Annotated in this window: 10 protein-coding genes and 1 pseudogene; 2 read left to right on the forward strand and 9 right to left on the reverse strand. The window is 73.3% G+C overall.

Going from position 1 to position 13,941, the window contains the following annotated elements:
• Nucleotides 1-29: 29 nt before the first annotated feature.
• The 6 genes and pseudogenes from ACFPL3_RS27060 to ACFPL3_RS27085 all read right to left on the reverse strand — a co-directional run.
• A pseudogene (locus tag ACFPL3_RS27060) lies at nt 30-965 on the reverse strand (RNA polymerase sigma factor); the annotation flags it as partial.
• Between the two features lie 212 nt (nt 966-1,177).
• The gene (locus tag ACFPL3_RS27065; protein ID WP_343938109.1) at nt 1,178-1,381 is read right to left on the reverse strand and encodes a cold-shock protein; all 204 of its coding nucleotides are present in this window, start codon (nt 1,379-1,381) and stop codon (nt 1,178-1,180) included.
• Between the two features lie 197 nt (nt 1,382-1,578).
• Nucleotides 1,579-2,565, reverse strand: coding sequence for a VWA domain-containing protein (locus ACFPL3_RS27070; protein ID WP_343938107.1), 987 nt, complete (start codon nt 2,563-2,565; stop codon nt 1,579-1,581).
• Entirely contained in the window at nt 2,566-3,444 is an 879-nt protein-coding gene (locus ACFPL3_RS27075; RefSeq protein WP_343938161.1) for a DUF58 domain-containing protein, read from the reverse strand.
• Between the two features lie 113 nt (nt 3,445-3,557).
• Nucleotides 3,558-4,595 carry an AAA family ATPase gene (locus tag ACFPL3_RS27080; RefSeq protein WP_343938105.1) on the reverse strand — a complete coding sequence of 346 codons (1,038 nt, stop codon included), beginning with the start codon at nt 4,593-4,595 and terminating at the stop codon, nt 3,558-3,560.
• Nucleotides 4,596-4,858: 263 nt separating this feature from the next.
• Nucleotides 4,859-6,163, reverse strand: a complete 1,305-nt coding sequence (locus tag ACFPL3_RS27085) for a C40 family peptidase (RefSeq protein WP_379589710.1) — start codon at nt 6,161-6,163, stop codon at nt 4,859-4,861.
• Between the two features lie 261 nt (nt 6,164-6,424).
• Here ACFPL3_RS27085 and ACFPL3_RS27090 point away from each other — a divergent pair, with 261 nt between their 5' ends.
• On the forward strand, nt 6,425-9,253 hold the full coding sequence (locus tag ACFPL3_RS27090; RefSeq protein ID WP_343943333.1) for an aconitate hydratase: 2,829 nt from the start codon (nt 6,425-6,427) through the stop codon (nt 9,251-9,253).
• A gap of 303 nt (nt 9,254-9,556) precedes the next feature.
• Here ACFPL3_RS27090 and ACFPL3_RS27095 read toward each other — a convergent pair whose 3' ends face one another.
• Nucleotides 9,557-10,639 (reverse strand): LacI family DNA-binding transcriptional regulator, encoded by a 1,083-nt coding sequence (locus tag ACFPL3_RS27095; RefSeq protein WP_343943332.1) that lies wholly within the window; start codon nt 10,637-10,639, stop codon nt 9,557-9,559.
• Between the two features lie 53 nt (nt 10,640-10,692).
• On the opposite strand from ACFPL3_RS27095, the gene ACFPL3_RS27100 reads away from it, so the two are divergent.
• A complete protein-coding gene (locus ACFPL3_RS27100) occupies nt 10,693-12,558 on the forward strand; it encodes a glycoside hydrolase family 2 TIM barrel-domain containing protein (RefSeq protein ID WP_343943331.1) in 1,866 nt (621 codons plus the stop codon).
• A 10-nt stretch (nt 12,559-12,568) separates the two neighbouring features.
• Here the strand turns inward: ACFPL3_RS27100 and ACFPL3_RS27105 are convergent, their stop codons facing one another.
• Complete coding sequence (locus ACFPL3_RS27105) at nt 12,569-13,318, reverse strand: ribonuclease activity regulator RraA (RefSeq protein WP_343943330.1); 750 nt, start codon at nt 13,316-13,318, stop codon at nt 12,569-12,571.
• A 157-nt stretch (nt 13,319-13,475) separates the two neighbouring features.
• Entirely contained in the window at nt 13,476-13,934 is a 459-nt protein-coding gene (locus tag ACFPL3_RS27110; RefSeq protein ID WP_343943329.1) for a cupin domain-containing protein, read from the reverse strand.
• Nucleotides 13,935-13,941: the final 7 nt, after the last annotated feature.

A 13,941-nucleotide genomic window follows, 5' to 3' on the forward strand; every position in this document is an offset into this window, starting at 1 on the left:
AGCCAGGCTCGGCGGGTCAGATCAGCCGGTCAGATCAGGTAATCGCGCAGGCGGGTCGCCCGGGACGGATGGCGCAGCTTCGCCATCGTCCTGGCCTCGATCTGCCGGATCCGCTCCCGGGTGACGCCGTGCACCCGGCTGACCTCCTCCAGCGTGTGGGGCCGCCCACCCGTGAACCCGAAGCGCAGGCGCACGATGGCCGCCTCCCGCTCGGTCAGCGTCGCGAGCACGGCACCGATCTCGGCCCGCAGCAGCACCGCCGCCGCGGCGTCGGCAGCGACCACCGCGCCGGTGTCCTCGATCAGGTCGCCGATGCTGGCGTCGCCCTCGTACCCGACGGAATCGTCGAGGGATACCGGCTCCCGGGCGAGGCGCTGGATCTCCACCACCTGCTCCACCGTCATCCCCAGCTCCAGCGCCAGGTCGGCCGCGGTGGGCTCGCGGCCCAGCCGGACGACGAGCACACGGTGCTGCCGCGTGAGCTTCGAGACGGCCTCCGCGACGTGCGCCGGGAGGCGGATCATGCGGCGTTTGTCGGCCATCGCCCGGCCGACCGCCTGGCGGATCCACCAGGTGGCGTAGGTGGAGAACTTGTAGCCCTTGGCGTAGTCGAACTTCTCGACCGCGCGGATCAGGCCGATGTTGCCCTCCTGGACGAGGTCGAGGAAGGGCATGCCCCGACCCGCGTACCGCTTCGCCACGGACGCCACCAACCGCAGGTTGGCCTCCACGAGCCGCGTCCGGGCCCGGTCCCCGTCGCGGGCCAGCCACTGCAGGTCCCGGCGGGGGACGACGGCGCTCGCGAGGTCGGCGTCGGGGTGGGTGAGCCGGCGCGCGGCGTAGACCCCCACCTCGATCCGCTTCGCGAGCTCGACCTCCTCCGCGGCCGTCAGCAACGCGACCTTGCCGATGCGCTGGAGGTAGGCGCGCACCGGATCGACGGCACCGCTCACGTCACGCTCGCGTGAGCGTGCGCCGGTCACGGGGTCTGCCGGTCGAGCGGGACGAGGAGATCGACGACCTCGGGACGCTGCACGTGCCTCTCCCTGCTGTGGGCCGGCCGGGCACCCGCGACGCTACGCGGTGGCGGAGGCTCCCGCACTGCGTCGCACCTGCACCACGAAAGACGGGAGCCCGCCCCCAGCAGGGGGCGGGCTCCCGTCGTCAGCGCAGTGCGTCAGATGACGCGCACACCGGTGGCCTGGGGGCCCTTGGCGCCCTGGCCCACCTCGAACTCCACGCGCTGCCCCTCGTCGAGGCTGCGGAACCCGGCGGCGTCGATCTCGGAGTAGTGCACGAAGACGTCAGCCCCGCCACCGTCGGTGGCGATGAAGCCGAAACCCTTCTCGCCGTTGAACCACTTCACGGTTCCCTGTGCCATAGCTCTGCTCCTCGCAGGTTGCTGGGGCCCGCCTTGTGCGGAGCCCGGCCGAACTCGGCGGCGACGGAAGGACATCCCTGTGATGCCGGCCTCCGTGGCCCGAGTCAGATCCCTGCGGCGTGCACTGGACACGATCACCGAAACCGAACGACCTGCCACCAGTCAACCACGAGCGCCCGCCGCGCGCTCCACCGCCCTCAGGGCAGGCGCCGGCCCAGGCCGATTCCCGCGCCCAGACCCACCACCAGCAGCAGCGCGCCGCCGGCCAGCCACGGCCTGCTCACGTCGACCCGGCGCACCTCGTAACCGATCTGCTCGGACAGGTCGGCGTACACCTGCCGCAGCTCGCCCTCGCTCGTGGCGGTGAAGAACTGGCCGCCGGACAGGTCGGCGATCTGGCGCATCGACGCGTTGTCGACCGCCACCGGGGTGCGCTCACCCGGGTTGATCTCGATCGTGCCGTAGTCGGTGCCGAAGGAGATCGTGGAGACCGGGATGCCGGTCTCGGCCGCCGCCCGGGCCGCCGTGAACGCCCCCCGCGGCTCCTCCTCCGGCATGACCCCGCCGGGCACGGTCTGCTTGCCGTCGCTCATCAGCACGATCCGGGCGGGCGGCGGTCCCTCGGCCGACGCCCCGGCGATGGACTGCGAGAACGTCTCCACCGACTGCAGCGCCGCGAAGATCGCCTCCCCCGTGGCCGTGGACTCCGACAGCTTCAACCCGTCGATCGCACGCGTGACCGGCTCGCGCTCGACAGTGGGCGACACCAGCACGGCCGCCGTGCCGGCGAACGACACGAGGCCCAGGTTGATGCCCGGCGTGAGCTGCTGTGCGAAGTCCTTGGCCGCGGCCTGGGCGGCGGCCAGCCGCGTGGGCTCGACGTCGGTGGCCTGCATCGACAGCGACACGTCGACCACCAGCACCACGGTGGCACGGTTGCGCGGCACCCGTGCCTCGGCCTGGGGGCCTGCGAGCGCGATCGTGAGCACGGTGAGCGCGACGATCATTGCAGCCGCCGGCAGGTGCCGGTACCAGCCCTGCCGATTCGGGGCGACGCGGTCGAGCAGCTCCAGGTTGGTGAACCGGACCGTGTCGCGGCGGCGCCTGCGCAGCAACACCAGGTATCCGGCCACCAGCGCAGCCACCACGACGAGCAGCAGCAGCCACCACGGGTGCGAGAACATCTACCGCCCTCCGGACCAGGCGCGCTTGCGGGCGAGGACGAACCGCACGACGTCGGCGATCCAGTCCGAGTCGGTGCGCAGGGTGAGGTGCGCGGCGCCGCAGCGGCGCAGCGTGGCCGCCACCTGCTCGCGGTGCTCGGCCGCCGCCGCGGCGAACTCGCGCGCCAGCAGCGGGGTGATCGTCACCTCGCGCTGCCGCCCCGTCTCCGGGTCGGCCAGCACGACCGTGCCGACGTCGGGCAGCTCCAGCTCCCGCGGGTCCAGCACCTCGACCGCGAGCAGCTCGTGGCGGGCCGAGAGCGCCCGCAGCGGGCGCTCCCACTCCGGCTCGCCGAGGAAGTCCGAGATCACGACCGCCAGCCCGCGCCTGCGCGGCGGCCTGCGCAGCTGCTCGATCGCCGCGGCCAGGTCGCCGCGGGTGCCCTCGGCCGCGCGCGGGGTGCTGGCGACGCGCCGCAGCATGCCCTGCGCGTGGGCCAGTCCGCCGCGCGCCGGCATGCGCACGAGCTTCTCCCCCGTGGCGACCAGCACGCCGATCCGGTTGCCGCCGCCGCGGGTGAGGTGGGTGACGGCCGCGAGCGCGGCGATGGCCAGGTCGCGTTTCTCGCACGCGGCCGTGCCGAAGTCGAGGCTGGCCGACAGGTCCATCACGACCCACGTCTCCAGCTCGCGGTCGGCCATCGTCTCCCGGACGTGCGGCGAGGTGGTGCGGGCCGTGACGGCCCAGTCCATGTGCCGCACGTCGTCACCGGGGATGTAGAGCCGCGACTCCCCCGGCTCACTGCCCGGCCCCGGCACCAGGCCGAGGTGGTTGCCCTGCAACAGACCGTCGAGGCGGCCCCGCACGGTGAGCTCCAGCGTGCGCAGCGAGGCCTCCATCCGGCCGTCGCGGAACGACGGCGCCGTGACCGGCGGACGGCGACGCACGGGCGGGCTGCTCCCGTCCGTGCCACCGGCCCCGGGCGGGCCGTTCTCGCGGACGTCGGGACGGCTCACGCCGAGCTACCCGCCGGGAAGGCCGCGGGGGTGCTCTGGGGCCGCGCGCTCACCTGCGGCAACGGCACGGTGGCGAGCACCCGGGAGATGATGTGGTCCATCGGCACCTGGTCGGCCACGGCGTCGTACGACAGCACGAGCCGGTGGCGCAGCACGTCGGGCGCCACGTCGAGCACGTCCTGCGGCAGCACGTAGTCGCGGCCGCGGATCAGCGCGAGCGCCCGCGACGCGCTCACGATGCCCAGAGTGGCGCGGGGCGACGCGCCGTAGGACACCCAGCCCGCGATGTCGGACAGCCCGTGCTCGGCCGGGGTGCGCGTGGCGACGACCAGGCGCACGACGTAGTCGACGAGCGCGTGGTGCACGAACACGCGGTTGGCCACCGTCTGCAGGCGGATGAGCTCGGCGGGGTCGATCACCTGCTGGGCGACGGGCGGCTCCGCCCCCATCCGGTAGACGATCTCCCGCTCCTCCTCCACGCCCGGGTACTCGACGATGATCTTGAAGAGGAACCGGTCGCGCTGCGCCTCCGGCAGCGGGTACACGCCCTCGTTCTCGATGGGGTTCTGCGTGGCGAGCACGAGGAACGGGTCGGGCATCGGGTACGTGCGGCCGCCGATCGACAGGTGGCGCTCGGCCATCACCTCGAGCATCGCCGACTGCACCTTCGCCGGCGCACGGTTGATCTCGTCGGCGAGCACGAAGTTGGCCACCACCGGGCCGAGCTCGACGTCGAACTCCTCCCGCCCCTGCCGGTAGATGCGGGTGCCGAGGATGTCGGCAGGCACCAGGTCCGGGGTGAACTGCAGGCGCGCGAAGCTGCCACCCACCACCTTCGCGACCGTCTCGACGGCGAGGGTCTTCGCCACGCCGGGCACGCCCTCGAGGAGCAGGTGGCCGCGGGCCAGGAGGCCGACGAGCATCCGCTCGACCAACCGGTCCTGACCGACGATCACCCGCTTGATCTCGAAGACGATGCGCTCGAGGCGCTCCCCCTCGGTGGCCGGGCTCGGGACGGACTCCTGCACGCTCACGCGCCCCATTCCACCGGTCCGCCCGTGAGACGGCCGTGAACCGGGGCCTCCGCCTCCTCGTTGATCGTCGCCGCGGAGCGGCGGACGGTCAACGAAAGGTGGACGATCGGAAGGCGTCAATGATTCATTGACAGTGAAGGAGGGCGGCCTGACAGGCCGCCGCGGCTCCCGGGGCCCACCGGTATGCCGGCAAGGTGGCTTTGCTGGCCGATTACGCCAGTAAGGCCACCTTGCCGGCATACCGGGGCAGGGGGTGGCCCGCCTCAGAGCACCCTGGTGGCCTCGGGCAGCAGGCCCCTGGTCCGCAGCGGCACCACGCGGACGTTGGCGCCGGTGTAGGGCGCCTCGATCATCTTGCCGTCGCCGATGTACATCGCGACGTGGTGGATGGGCGCCCCGCCGTTGCGGTAGAAGACCATGTCGCCCGGGCGGATCGCGGAGACCGGCACCTGCTCGCCCGCGTGGAACTGGTTGCGGCTCACCCGCGGCAGGGACACGCCCACCCCGCTGAACGCGTACTGCATGAGGCCGGAGCAGTCGAAGCCGACGCGGTTCAGCGGCGAGCCGAACGCGTCGGGGATGCCGGTGCTCGGGCCGCGGCCGTTGCCGCCACCCCAGACGTACTGCACGCCGACCTGCGACATCGCCCGGTCGATCACGCGCTGCACGGCCGCGCTGCCCCGCAGGTTCCCATGGCCGGCCGCGGCCACCCGGGCGGCCGCGGCGTCGCGGTCGGCCCGCTCCCGCGCGGCCCGCTCCGCCTCGACGCGGCGCTGCCACTCGGTGAAGCGCTGCCGCTGCGCGCGCAGGCCCGCGTCGGCGGCCTCGGCGGCATCCAGCTTGCGCTGCACCCCGGCCCGCTGCTCCGCCACCTGCGCGAGCTTCTCCGCCTGGGCCCGCGCGGCCGCCTGGGCTGCCGCCACCGCCTCGTCGGCCGCCTCCTTCGCGGCCGCGGCCTCGGCCTCGGCCCGCTTGGCCTCGTCGAGGGCCGCCCGCGCGGCGGAGTCGGCGTTGGCCTTGTCGACGCGGGCGCGTTCCAGGCCCTCCTGGGCCTGCAGCTGGTTGCGCGCCACCAGGTCCGTGAACTCCGCGCGCGCGAGCAGGTCCTCCGGGCTCGTCGCCTCGGTGAGCATCCCGAGCGGGCCGGCGTCGAGCCCCTGCAGGTACGTCGTGGAGACGATCTCGTCGAGCCGGGCCCGCGCCTCGTCGATCGCGACGGTGGCGGCCTGCGTCTCGATCCGCGCCGCGGCCGCCCGCTCCCCTGCCGCCGTGGCCGCGTCCTGCGCCGCCTGCAGGCCCACGAGTGCCGCCTCCGCGGTCTCGCGCTGCGCCGCGAGCTCGGCCTGCAGGTCGTCGGCCCGGGCGTCGAGCTCGGCGAGCTCCGCGGTCAGGCGGGCCACCTCCCCCGCCCGCGCGTCCACGGCGGAGCGGCTGCGCTGCAGCTCGTCGTCGCTGGGGTTCGGAGGCGGCGCGGGCTCCTGGGCGCCGGCCGTGCCGCCCGCCGCCCCGACGAACAGGGCCACGAGCAGGGTCAGCACCAGCGCGTGGCGATACCGCGCGAGCCGCACGAGACCCGACCTCCATCCCGTCGCGAGAGAGTGATCGCTGCGAGCGATGGCACTGTGCCACTCCCGGCGCGAATGCACCCGTAGCCACACCCGTAACGGGCGCAACTTCCACCACTTCGGTGGAGCGGGGGCCGGGTCGACCGGCTAGCAGGACAAGCGTACTGTTTGAGGTGCGGGGCCCTGTCGCACCGCCGACGTGTCGGTGCGCGAGACTCCGGGCAACCCGATCGAAGCGCCCACCACCGCCAGGAGGACAACGACGTGACCAGCCCGGACAGCTTCGGAGCGAGAGGAACCATCCAGGCCGGCGGGGCCGAGCACGAGATCTTCCGGCTGTCCGCCGTCGACGGCGCCGAGCGGCTCCCGTTCAGCCTCAAGGTGCTCCTCGAGAACCTCCTGCGCACCGAGGACGGTGCCAACGTCACCGCCGACCACATCCGCGCGCTCGCGGGCTGGGACCCCACCGCCGAGCCGGACACCGAGATCCAGTTCACGCCCGGGCGCGTGGTGATGCAGGACTTCACCGGCGTGCCGTGCGTGGTCGACCTCGCCACGATGCGCGAGGCCGTCACCGAGCTGGGCGGTGACCCGGCCAAGGTCAACCCGCTCGCCCCGGCCGAGCTCGTGATCGACCACTCGGTGATCGCCGACCTCTTCGGCCGGCCCGACGCCTTCGAGCGCAACGTCGAGCTGGAGTACCAGCGCAACCGCGAGCGCTACCAGTTCCTGCGCTGGGGCCAGGGCGCCTTCAGCGAGTTCAAGGTCGTGCCGCCCGGCACCGGCATCGTGCACCAGGTCAACATCGAGTACCTCGCGCGGGTGGTCATGACGCGGGGCGGGCAGGCCTACCCCGACACCCTCGTCGGCACCGACTCGCACACCACCATGGTCAACGGGCTCGGCGTGCTCGGCTGGGGCGTCGGCGGCATCGAGGCCGAGGCGGCCATGCTCGGCCAGCCCGTCTCGATGCTCATCCCCCGCGTCGTCGGCTTCAAGCTCACCGGCGAGATCCCGGCCGGCGCCACCGCCACCGACGTGGTCCTGACGATCACCGAGATGCTGCGCCGCCACGGCGTGGTCGGGAAGTTCGTCGAGTTCTACGGCGAGGGCGTCGGCGCCGTGCCGCTGGCCAACCGCGCCACGATCGGCAACATGAGCCCCGAGTTCGGCTCCACGGCGGCGATCTTCCCGATCGACGACGAGACGATCCGCTACCTGAAGTTCACCGGCCGCCCGGACGACCAGGTCGAGCTCGTCGAGGCCTACGCCAGGGAGCAGGGCCTCTGGCACGACCCGTCCCGCGAGCCGGTCTTCTCCGAGACCCTCGAGCTCGACCTCTCCACCGTCGTGCCCTCGATCGCCGGCCCGAAGCGGCCCCAGGACCGCATCGCGCTGACCGAGGCCAAGGCGGCGTTCCGCAGCGCGCTGGGCGACTACGCGAGCGCACCCGACGAGCGCGACCCCGACGCGGCCGCCACCACCCACTCGGCGGTGGACGAGGCCATCGAGGAGAGCTTCCCGGCCAGCGACCCGGCCGCACCCAGCAGCGGCAACGGCGACGGCGCCCCGCGCGTCGCGGTGTCCGCGGCGACCGGCGCCAACGGCCGCACGAGCAACCCGACCCCGGTCACCCTGGCCGACGGCACGTCGTTCGAGCTCGACCACGGCGCCGTCGTCATCTCCGCCATCACGTCGTGCACCAACACGTCGAACCCGTCGGTGATGCTCGGCGCCGCCCTGCTCGCGAAGAACGCGGTGGACAAGGGCCTCGCCGTCAAGCCGTGGGTGAAGACCACGATGGCGCCGGGCTCGAAGGTCGTCACCGACTACTACGAGCGTTCCGGCCTGTGGCCGTACCTGGAGAAGCTCGGCTACCACCTCGTCGGCTACGGCTGCACCACGTGCATCGGCAACTCCGGCCCGCTGCCCGACGAGATCTCCGCGGCGGTCAACGAGGCCGACCTCGCGGTCGCGGCCGTCCTGTCGGGCAACCGCAACTTCGAGGGCCGGATCAACCCCGACGTCAAGATGAACTACCTGGCCTCGCCGCCACTGGTCATCGCGTACGGCCTGGCCGGCACGATGGACTTCGACTTCGAGACCCAGCCCCTCGGGCAGGACCCGGAGGGCAACGACGTCTTCCTGCGCGACATCTGGCCGTCGCCGCAGGAGGTGCAGGCCACGATCGACAGCGCGATCAGCCAGGAGATGTACACCGGCCGCTACGCCGACGTCTTCGCCGGTGACGAGCGGTGGCGTTCCCTGCCGACGCCCGAGGGCGACACGTTCGCCTGGGACGCCGACTCCACCTACGTCCGCAAGCCCCCGTACTTCGAGGGCATGCAGGCGGAGCCGGAGCCCGTGCAGGACATCTCCGGCGCCCGGGTGCTCGCGCTGCTGGGCGACTCGGTCACCACCGACCACATCTCCCCCGCGGGGTCCATCAAGGAGGACTCCCCCGCCGGGCAGTACCTGCGCGAGCACGGCGTCGAGAAGCGGGACTTCAACTCCTACGGCTCCCGCCGCGGCAACCACGAGGTGATGATCCGCGGCACGTTCGCCAACATCCGGCTGCGCAACCTGCTGCTCGACGGCGTCTCGGGCGGCTACACCCGCGACTTCACCCAGGACGGCGGGCCGCAGGCGTTCATCTACGACGCCGCGCAGAACTACGCCGCCCAGGGCACGCCCCTCGTCGTCCTCGGCGGCAAGGAGTACGGCTCCGGGTCCTCGCGCGACTGGGCCGCCAAGGGCACCGCGCTCCTCGGCGTCAAGGCCGTGATCGTGGAGAGCTACGAGCGCATCCACCGCTCCAACCTGATCGGCATGGGCGTGCTGCCGCTGCAGTTCCCGCAGGGCGAGTCGGCCTCCTCGCTGGGGCTCGACGGCACCGAGACGTTCGACATCAGCGGGGTCACCGCCCTCGACGAGGGCTCGACGCCGCGCACCGTGCACGTCACAGCCACCAAGGAGTCGGGCGAGAAGATCGAGTTCGACGCCACCGTGCGCATCGACACCCCCGGTGAGGCGGACTACTACCGCAACGGCGGGATCATGCAGTACGTCCTGCGCGGCATGCTGCGCAGCTGACGCACCTTTCCGGAGCCCCCGCCCCTCCCCCGGGGCGGGGGCTCCGTCATGTCCGGCGCCGTGTTCGGCGTCGTGGCTGCTGCCGTCAACGATCGATTGCCGATCCGATGGCGTCAATGATTCGTTGACAGCGGGGAGGCGCCACTCGCCGCCGCGAACGCAGGACTCGCCGGGCAGGACGCGGAACTCACCCGGCGAGACGGGGGACTCGCCCCCTGGGGCGCGAGCCTCCCGAACCGCGGGGCGAGTCCCGCTAACGATGGGCCGAGGTTCGCGAATGGCCGGCCGAGTTGCGCGCCGGCCCTACCCCACGCGGTCCTTGCCGCGCTCACGGAGCCGCTCGGCTCGGTCGCCGCCGGGCGGTGACACCGGCGGTGATCCCGGTGCGGGCGCGCTCTCCCGCACCACGATGTGGTGGCCCACCGTGATCTGCCGGCCGGCGATGCCGGGGTCGTCCATGCGCTCCAGCAGCACGTCGAGCGCGCGCTCACCGATGGCCCTGGTGTCGGGTGCCACGCTGGTGAGGCTCGGCACCGTGCTCGCGCCGAGGTCGATGGCGTCCCAGCCGACCACCGCGACGTCGCCCGGTACTGCGAGCCCGCGCCACTGCAGCGCCCGCAGCGCGCCGACCGCCGCGAGGTCGTCGCGGCACAGCAGGCCGTCGACGTCGAGACCCGCGTCCAGCGTCGCGCCGAGCGCGGCCTCGGCGCCGATGGCGTCGCCCTCGCCGCGGGCCACGAGCAACGCCTCGTCGAACGGCAGCCCGGCCCGTTCCAGGCCGCTCCGGTAGCCCTCGATGCGCAACGCCGACGGGCAGGAGGGGGCGCCGATCTCGTGGCCCAGGAAGCCGATGCGCCGACGCCCCAGGGCCACGAGGTGGGCCAGCGCCTCCTGCGCTGCCACCACGTTGTCGATCGCCACCTGGTCCGCCTGGGGCGGGCGCGGGTCCTCGCCGAGGAAGACCAGCGGGGTGTCGCGGCGCAGCCCGTCGAGCTCGACGGCCGTGAGCGCCTGCGGGTGGATCACGACCCCGTCGACGACCCCGGCCTCCAGGTCGCGCAGCACGGTGCGCTCCCCGTCTGCCGTGCCGCCGGTCTCCTCCAGCAGCAGCCGGTAGCCGCGGGCGGTGCTCACGCGGGCGAACACGTGGGCCAGCTCGGCGAAGTACGGGCGGCGCAGGTCGGGCACCGCGAGCGCGAGGACGCTGGAGCGGCCGGTGGCGAGGCTGCGGCCGCTGAGGTTGGGCCGGTAGCCGAGCTCCTCGATCGCGGCCTGCACGCGCCCGCGCGTCGCCGGGCTCACGTGCTGGTAGCCCCGCACGACGTTGGACACCGTCATCACGGACACGCCCGCCCGCGCGGCGACGTCGCGCAGGGTCACCCTCACCGCTCGCACCCTACCGGTCGGACCGTCCTTTTGTAGCGTTATAAAGTGCCCGTGTGAGCGCTGCCCCCGCCCCGGCCGATCTTCCCGTCGCCTCCCGCCAGGACGGCTCCTACCCCCGGCCGCAGATGATGCGCACCGCGTGGGCCGACCTCGACGGCACCTGGTCGTTCCGGCACGACGACGCCGACACCGGCCTCGCCGACCGCTGGTACGCGGGCCTGCCGGACCCGCGGGAGATCCGCGTGCCGTTCCCGCCCGAGTCCGTGGCCTCGGGGATCGCCGAACCCGGTTTCCACCGGGTGGTCTGGTACGCCCGCACGATCACCGACGCCGACCTCGCCGCCGCGGGCCGCAGCGCCGACGCGCCCGTGGTGCTGCTGCACTTCGGCGCCGTCGACCACCGCGCCCAGGTGTGGGTCGACGGGCGGTTCGCCGGGGAGCACGAGGGCGGCCACACGCCGTTCACGCTCGACGTGACCGCGCTGGTCGGCAGCGATCACGACCACGGGGACGACGGCGGGGACGGCCACCTGCTCGTCGTGCGCGCCGAGGACGACCCGCACGACCTCACCCTGCCCCGCGGCAAGCAGGACTGGCACGAGGACCCCCACGCCATCTGGTACCGGCGCACCACCGGCATCTGGCAGACCGTGTGGCTGGAGGCGGTGCCGGGCACGAGCATCGCGCACGTCCGGTGGCTGCCCACAGGCCCCGCCGCCGTCGACCTCACCGTCCTGCTCCGCGGCCGCGCCACGCCGGGTACGCGCCTGCGGGCCGCGCTGCGGTTCGACGAGCACGGTGCGGACCTCGGCGCGCTCGACGTCGACGTGCCCGCCGAGGCCACGAGCGTGCACGTCGCGGTGCCGATCGCCCGGCAGCGCAACGGGCAGGCCGAGGACGAGCTGACCTGGTCGCCGGAGCGGCCGCGGCTGGTGGACGCCGCGCTCTCGCTGCACGCGGCCGACGGCACCGCCCTCGACGCCGTCAGCTCCTACCTCGGCCTGCGCACCGTGGGTGTGGACCGCGGCGCGTTCCTGCTCAACGGGCGGCCCTACGACGTGCGGTCGGTGCTCAACCAGGGCTACTGGCCCGACAGCCACCTCGCCGCACCGTCGCGCGACGCCCTGCGCCGCGAGGTCGAGCTGATCAAGGAACTCGGGTTCACCGCCTGCCGCATCCACCAGAAGATCGAGGACCCGCGGTTCCTGTACTGGGCCGACCGGCTCGGCCTGCTCGTCTGGGGCGAGGCGCCCGGCGCCTACGAGTTCTCCCCCACCGCCGTGCACCGCCTCACCCGCGAGTGGATGGCCGCGGTCGACCGCGACGCCTCCCACCCCTGCATCGTCACCTGGGTGCCGTTCAACGAGTCGTGGGGGATCCAGCACGTCGCCGACGACCCGGCGCAGCAGGCCTACTCCCGCGCGCTCACCGACCTCACCCGCGCCCTCGACCCCACCCGGCCGGTCGTGTCCAACGACGGGTGGGAGCAGCAGAACTCCGACATCGTCACGGTGCACGACTACGAGGGCGACGGCGCCGCGCTCGCGCGCACCTACGCCGACGCCGTCGCGATGGAGCGCCTGCTCGCCGGGATGGGGCCCGCCGGGCGCCGCATCCTGCTCGACGGGGCCGGCCACGAGGGCCGCCCGGTGATGCTCACCGAGTTCGGCGGCATCGCCTACCAGCCCGGCGCGCGGCGCGACGACGGCTGGGGCTACACCGCCGCGGCCGACGCGGACGACTGGATCGCCCGCATCACCGCCCTCTACGACGCCGTCCGCGCGAGCGGGTTCCTCGCCGGGAGCTGCTACACCCAGCTCACCGACACCCTGCAGGAGACGAACGGCCTGCTCACGGATCAGCGCGAGCCGAAGGCACCCATCGAACGCATCCGCGCCGCGGTGCTCGGCCCGCGCTGATCCGCGCCCGTCAGCCCTGCCCGGCCTCCTGGGCCCGCCGCCACTCCTCGTACTCGGGGCGCGCCTCGTCCGACAGCGGGTAGTAGCGGCGCAGATCGCCGCCCTCGGCGAGCTTGATGCGGGAGAACTCCTCCCACTCGGCGTGCTCCCCCGCCACCTCGAGCAGCTTCGGGGCCAGCGCGGCCGGCACCACCACGGCGCCGTCGTCGTCGGCGACGATGATGTCGCCCGGCTCCACCACGGTGCCGCCGCACGCCACCGGCACGTTCACCGCGGTGGGCACGATGCCGGTCTGGGTGTGGAAGTTGGGCGTGGTGCCGCGCAGCCACATGCCGATGCCGAGCTTCGACGCCTCGCCGAAGTCGCGGATGCACCCGTCCACCACGATCGCCTTGCCACCGCGGCCCGCGAAGTAGGTGAGCATCATCTCGCCGAAGATCCCGCTGGTCATGTCCCCGCGGGCGTCGACGACCACGATGTCGCCGGGCTGGGTGTGGTACAGCACGTGCCGGTGCAGCTGCCGCTCCGGCTGGCTGTACTCGTCGACCGGGTAGAGGTCCTCCCGCTTCGGCAGGCACTGCAGGGTCAGCGCGGGGCCCGCCACGCACACGCCGGGCGTCCGGGACACCGGACCGGCGATGTGGGCGCTGCGGATGCCGAACTGCTTGGAGAGCTCGCTGCTGGCCGTGGCACTCCCGATGCGCTCCAGCCCCGCGACGATCTCGGGGTCGGGTCGGACGATGTCCGGTGACTCCACCATGTCCTTCTCTCCTCCTGCGCCGCGGCCGCCTGCCGGGGCGCACCACGCTGACCCTCGCCGGAGCCCGCCCCGGACGTCAACACGACCGCGCCACCCGCGTCATTCGACTACCGGATGCCGGTATCAGCCCTCGCATGGTGACCGCTGTCGTGGCTGGTCAGGGTGCCGGGTGGGTCGGGTCGATCCACGGCACGTGCTCGGGCTGCGCCACGCCCTCGATGTCGAGGTTCACCACGATCGGCTCCTGCCCGCTGCGCGTGAGCACGCACTCGAGGGGCTCGTCGTCGAGCGCGTTGATCTCCTGGTGCGGCACGAACGGCGGCACGAAGATGAACCCGCCCGGCCCGGCCTCGGCGGTGAACTCCAGCCGCTCGCCCCACCGCATCCGCGCCCGTCCGCGCACCACGTAGATCACGCTTTCCAGCTCGCCGTGGTGGTGGGCGCCCGTGCGCGCCCCGGGGTGGATGGTCACCGTGCCCGCCCACAACCGCTGCGCTCCCACGCGGCCCGCGGTGATCGCCGCGGCCCGGTGCATCCCGGGCGTCTGCGGGGTGTTCGTGTCGAGCGCGTCGCCGGGGATCACGCGGACGCCGTCGGTTCGCCAGTCAGCAACCACGCGCCGA

Source organism: Pseudonocardia zijingensis, assembly GCF_042657305.1.
In the GTDB taxonomy this organism is placed as follows: domain Bacteria; phylum Actinomycetota; class Actinomycetes; order Mycobacteriales; family Pseudonocardiaceae; genus Pseudonocardia; species Pseudonocardia zijingensis.

Bases quoted from the DNA above. Each gene is read 5' to 3' on its own strand.
- ACFPL3_RS27075 (WP_343938161.1), bottom strand. From the start codon at position 3,444: ATGGAGGCCTCGCTGCGCACGCTGGAGCTCACCGTGCGGGGCCGCCTC.
- ACFPL3_RS27065 (WP_343938109.1), bottom strand. From the start codon at position 1,381: ATGGCACAGGGAACCGTGAAGTGGTTCAACGGCGAGAAGGGTTTCGGC.
- ACFPL3_RS27070 (WP_343938107.1), bottom strand. From the start codon at position 2,565: ATGTTCTCGCACCCGTGGTGGCTGCTGCTGCTCGTCGTGGTGGCTGCG.
- ACFPL3_RS27105 (WP_343943330.1), bottom strand. From the start codon at position 13,318: ATGGTGGAGTCACCGGACATCGTCCGACCCGACCCCGAGATCGTCGCG.